Below are 3,427 nucleotides of genomic sequence, written 5' to 3'. Positions count from 1 at the left end.
GAAACGATCGATAATTCCGCCGACGCGTATATTGGCCGGGAATGAACCCTCTTCGAATTGGCATCGCCTGTTTCCCGCTCATCGGGGGAAGCGGAATCTTGGCGACCGCTCTGGGGTACGAACTCGCGCGACGCGGACACGAGGTGCATTTCTTCAGTTATGCACGGCCGGTCCGGCTGGATACAGCGGAAGAGCGACTTCACTTTCATCTTGTCGAACTTGCGCATCATCCGCTTTTTCCGTGCCCTGATTACACTTTGCCTTTGGCAGTTAAGATGGCGGAGGTCGCCTCGACGGTTTCACTCGATATCATTCACGCGCACTATGCGGTACCGAATGCGCTGGCTGCGATACTGGCTGCGCAAATGTCAAACGTTTCACCAGGCATCGTTACCACGTTGCACGGCACCGACACCAATCTGCTAGGCCAGGATCCGGCCTATCGCATGGCAATCGAATATGCGCTCGACCGGTCTGATGCGGTCACCGCCGTTTCCAAAAGCTTACAGGAACAAACCCGCGAGACCCTTAAGGTTTCGCGCGATATCGAGGTCATTCCTAATTTCTTTACCCCCCGGCCGGCCGGCCGCAGTCGAGAGGAAGTGCGCGCTGAGCTCGGTGTGCGGGACGAATTCCTGATCCTGCACATGTCGAACATGCGATCTGGGAAAAGAATAGATCTTCTTTTGCAAACCTTCGCTGCGATGCGGACACGAGACCGGACCCGATTGCTCATCCTGGCTGGCGAACCCATTCAGCCTTACACCGAAATGATTGATCGCCTCGGCTTGAAGAAACAGATCATCATCCGAGAGAACGAAGCCGCGGTTGAAGATTTTATATCGGCTGCGGACGCCGGACTTTACACGTCCGATTACGAAAGCTTTGGGCTCAGCATCCTGGAAACGCTCTCCTTCGGAAAACCGATTGTTGCCTTTGATGTCGGAGGAATTCCAGAGGTAGTGGGCGACACTTACCCGCTTTATCCGTTTCCCAATGCTACCGCGCTCGCCTCCGCGATGGACAAGCTTGTTGAATCTCCCGATCTCGTGCGGAGCCTCGGCGAGCAGGGGAGAAAGCACGTTATCGAGAAATTCTCAGCCGACATCATTGTCGACCGCTACGAAACTCTTTACCGTCGGGTGAAAAGCAAAAATCGCAGAGGAAAAGATTAACCGTCATTCAATCAACGCCCTTGCCTCTCGAATAACAAAGAGCGCACGGCGTTGTAACCAGATTGATCCTTTACTTTCGCATAACCTCTTGGGTTAATGCTCCTTAGCGCCAAGCCGTCGGCGCCAAAACGTCATTAAACTCACGAAAACAAAAATGAATCGTAAATCACTGTTCGGACATAGCGATCAATTACTCGCGTGGCTTGTTGTCGCCTTCTTCGCGCTTTCCTTTCCGGTCGCGTCACGTGTTCACGCGCAGAGTGGTGGTCCCGGCAGCGATGCCGGAGTGGTCACGAGCATCGACGACAACAGGCTGGAAATTCGCTCTGGCTCTCATACCACGACCTACGTTGAGACGGAGCAAACGCAGTGGCTGAACAAGCGCGGACAACGAATCGACCCGGGGGATGTGGTTGGAAAAATGGTTGAGGTCCGTTTTCGGTGGATCACCGGCGGCTCGGAGGCGCTTTCGGTTAGAATATCTTCCAACAGTTCAAGTTCGGCCGGGAGCTCAAGGTCTGTCGCCGCGCCGAGATCGAGATCTGGCGAAGGCGGTTCTTTCAGCGGAACGTGGCGGAACGACCAAAACGGACACATGCTCACGATCACCGTAACCGGCGAGAATGCGATCATGGATTACTCGCCCGGCACGCCGGACCAGGGAACGATCCGTGGCAATATTATCTACTATGAGGGAGTCAGCAGACGAAATGTAGGCTCCGAGGTCAGGCTTCTTAAAGAAACGGGGGGAATTTCACTGTCCGCTGACGGCATGAGACTTAGCGTCCATCCGGCCATCTTTTACCCTGACGGCCATATCGAGAGCAAAACGGTGACTTACACCAGGGTGCGATGAGCCAGTTCGGTGTCGGAGGCGTTAGTATAAAAATGTTTCGCTTTCGCCAGCGCGGTAATGGTTAGAAAGTTTTCCGTCTTTCTGTTCGCGATCCCGATTTGCACGATCGTCGGCGCCATCATGGGTCAGACGTCGGAGATTGGGAAAGATGATCATCCGCCGGAACTAAGGCATTTCTTCAGCGGCATCGTGCGACAAATTGATGCGAAAACGTTGATTGTCTCCCGACTGCATGAAACACACACGTTCTTACTCGCGAATGGCGACGATGGACACTGGCTAAGGGTTCCCGCAAACACCCTGCATCGCCCGGTCGAGGTTATCTACACGGGAAATCGCGAGCCGTATACCGCGGTGAAAGTGCAGGTTCTCGCCTCGCTGCCCAAACCAACGCCTAAGGAAGAAAAAACGCCGACCTACTATTTGACCGGTAGCAGTCTAGGCGTGGACGAAGACCATCTCATTGTTCAATCTGAGCCGACCAGGCGCGTATTATTCATCATCGATGCGGACACTATGTATTACGACCTACAAGGTTACATTGTGCTGGACCCACACCCACAGGCCGAATTCCGTCGCGCTAAACGAGTGAAGGTGGGTTATACCGGCAAACGAGAACCGTTCCACGCGGTGTCGGTAGAGATGCTTCGATAACAACTCAAGACGAAGTCAATGAAACGGATTACTGGGATTATCACCGCGTTAATGCTGATCGTTGTTGCTCAAGCTTTTGCGACAGATACCACAACGGCCGGTCCGGAACGTAAGCTGGAATTCAAGCGCTACGACAGTAGCTACTTCGAGAGGAATGACACCGGCCTGACGACCCAGACCTCTTACCTCGTCTTCACCAGCCGGGCGCAATTCGACAAAATCTTTGGTGCGGCGCCGACAATGGGACAGAACCATTTTCTACCCGACAACACTTTCGATACCAAAATAGTTGTGGCCGCAATCGCGCGCGGACACTTCCTACGAAAGTATGACGACCCGAAAGTGACTACAACAAATGGAATGATTTATGTCTCGTACAAGATCAAAGACGCGGCGCAAAAGAGCGCCACTTTCGCGTCGCCGCTAATTCTGGCAGTGGATAAGGGCGAATACTCCGAAGTCGTCTTTACGGAGAACGGTAAAAGAGTCGGCGCCGCAACTTTTCCCAAACCCAACTAGTTAACCGCGAGCTAATCGATTGGTGTGACCTGATCCAGTTTCCAAGTGTCTTGTTCCTGCACGAGGGAGACACTTAACTTCTGGCTCAGGCCCTTTCCCTTGAGTTCGACTCGCGCCGTGGCGTTCGAGCCGGTCGTTTTCAGGTTTTTCACCACAATGTTTGATTTCCAGGCGTTATCAAAGTCCTGTGCCTGAATGAACGGATCCGCGCCTAGCCCATTCG

At 53.5% G+C, this 3,427-nt stretch carries 5 protein-coding genes; 4 read left to right on the top strand and 1 reads right to left on the bottom strand.

Annotated elements, in window-relative coordinates:
• The first annotated feature begins 41 nt into the window (after nt 1-41).
• The 4 genes from bshA to VGK48_15480 all read left to right on the top strand — a co-directional run bounded on the left by bshA (nt 42) and on the right by VGK48_15480 (nt 3,204).
• A complete protein-coding gene (bshA, locus tag VGK48_15495) occupies nt 42-1,175 on the top strand; it encodes an N-acetyl-alpha-D-glucosaminyl L-malate synthase BshA (GenBank protein ID HEY2382580.1) in 1,134 nt (377 codons plus the stop codon).
• A 154-nt stretch (nt 1,176-1,329) separates the two neighbouring features.
• Nucleotides 1,330-2,031 (top strand): hypothetical protein, encoded by a 702-nt coding sequence (locus tag VGK48_15490; GenBank protein HEY2382579.1) that lies wholly within the window; start codon nt 1,330-1,332, stop codon nt 2,029-2,031.
• A gap of 57 nt (nt 2,032-2,088) precedes the next feature.
• Complete coding sequence (locus VGK48_15485) at nt 2,089-2,685, top strand: hypothetical protein (protein ID HEY2382578.1); 597 nt, start codon at nt 2,089-2,091, stop codon at nt 2,683-2,685.
• 18 nt (nt 2,686-2,703) lie between these two features.
• A complete protein-coding gene (locus tag VGK48_15480) occupies nt 2,704-3,204 on the top strand; it encodes a hypothetical protein (protein HEY2382577.1) in 501 nt (166 codons plus the stop codon).
• Nucleotides 3,205-3,215: 11 nt separating this feature from the next.
• Here the strand turns inward: VGK48_15480 and VGK48_15475 are convergent.
• Nucleotides 3,216-3,427 (bottom strand): DUF3828 domain-containing protein (locus tag VGK48_15475; GenBank protein ID HEY2382576.1); only part of this gene is annotated, 212 nt, incomplete at its 5' end.

The organism is Terriglobia bacterium, assembly GCA_036496425.1.
Classification (GTDB): Bacteria; Acidobacteriota; Terriglobia; order 20CM-2-55-15; family 20CM-2-55-15; genus 20CM-2-55-15.
Note: the sequence above shows the minus strand (reverse complement) of the source record. Positions and strands in the feature narration are given on the sequence as shown.

Excerpts from the sequence above, each read along its gene's own strand:
- VGK48_15485 (HEY2382578.1), top strand. The coding sequence starts at position 2,089 with ATGGTTAGAAAGTTTTCCGTCTTTCTGTTCGCGATCCCGATTTGCACG.
- VGK48_15490 (HEY2382579.1), top strand. The coding sequence starts at position 1,330 with ATGAATCGTAAATCACTGTTCGGACATAGCGATCAATTACTCGCGTGG.
- VGK48_15480 (HEY2382577.1), top strand. The coding sequence starts at position 2,704 with ATGAAACGGATTACTGGGATTATCACCGCGTTAATGCTGATCGTTGTT.
- bshA (HEY2382580.1), top strand. The coding sequence starts at position 42 with ATGAACCCTCTTCGAATTGGCATCGCCTGTTTCCCGCTCATCGGGGGA.